The sequence below is a fragment of the Oribacterium sp. HCP3S3_B9 genome, assembly GCF_052064255.1.
Taxonomy (GTDB): Bacteria; Bacillota; Clostridia; order Lachnospirales; family Lachnospiraceae; genus Oribacterium.
In genome coordinates, this window is sequence record NZ_JBQHVY010000054.1 from 1 (window position 1) to 1,337 (window position 1,337).

The following is a 1,337-nucleotide window of genomic DNA, read 5'->3' on the forward strand; positions in this document are numbered from 1 at the left end:
TGCAGGATCCTGTGACGAGAAAAGCCGCTATTGTGTACTATAAGCCCGTACCGCAATCCGACACAGGTAGATGAGGAGAGAATCCTAAGGCCGACGGAAGAAGTACTGTTAAGGAACTCGGCAAAATGACCCCGTAACTTCGGGATAAGGGGTGCCCACGAGAGTGGGCCGCAGAGAAAAGGCTCAAGCAACTGTTTAGCAAAAACACAGGTCTATGCGAAACCGTAAGGTAAAGTATATGGGCTGACGCCTGCCCGGTGCTGGAAGGTTAAGAGGAGAGGTTAGCGCAAGCGAAGCTTTGAATTCAAGCCCCAGTAAACGGCGGCCGTAACTATAACGGTCCTAAGGTAGCGAAATTCCTTGTCGGGTAAGTTCCGACCCGCACGAAAGGCGTAATGATTTGAGCGCTGTCTCGACAGTACATCCGGTGAAATTGAAGTGCCAGTGAAGATGCTGGCTACCCGCGCCAGGACGGAAAGACCCCATGGAGCTTTACTCCAGCTTGATACTGGGATTCGGTAATGCATGCACAGGATAGGTGGGAGACTTTGATGTGAGGACTTCGGTTTTCATTGAGTCGCTGTTGGGATACCACCCCTGCGTTATTGGATTTCTAACTATAGGCCATGAACTGGTCATGGGACAATGTCAGGTGGGGAGTTTGACTGGGGCGGTCGCCTCCGAAAGAGTATCGGAGGCGCTCAAAGTTTCCCTCAGGATGGTTGGAAACCATCCATAGAGTGCAAAGGCATAAGGGAGGCTGACTGCGAGGGCGACGGTCCGAGCAGGTACGAAAGTAGGACTTAGTGATCCGGTGGTATGAAAGTGGGATTGCCATCGCTCAACGGATAAAAGCTACCCTGGGGATAACAGGCTGATCTCCCCCAAGAGTTCACATCGACGGGGAGGTTTGGCACCTCGATGTCGGCTCATCGCATCCTGGGGCTGAAGTCGGTCCCAAGGGTTGGGCTGTTCGCCCATTAAAGCGGTACGCGAGCTGGGTTCAGAACGTCGTGAGACAGTTCGGTCCCTATCCGGCGCGGGCGTAGGATATTTGAGAGGAGCTGTCCTTAGTACGAGAGGACCGGGATGGACTGACCTCTGTTGGACCTGTTGGCTATCAAAGCCATCGCAGGGTAGGCATGTCGGGACTGGATAAACGCTGAAGGCATCTAAGCGTGAAGCCACCCTCAAGATGAGATATCCCATCGCAAGAGTAAGACCCCTTGAAGACTACAAGGTTGATAGGGCTAAGCTGTAAGTGCTGCAAAGCATTCAGGTGATAGTTACTAATAGGTCGAGGGCTTATCCAATGTGCGCAAGACGAGTGAAGCGTG

1 rRNA gene is annotated in these 1,337 nt (G+C 52.7%); it reads left to right on the forward strand.

Annotated elements, in window-relative coordinates:
* A 23S ribosomal RNA gene (locus ACTNC3_RS11355) occupies window positions 1–1,313 on the forward strand; the annotation flags it as partial.
* Window positions 1,314–1,337 lie beyond the last annotated feature (24 nt).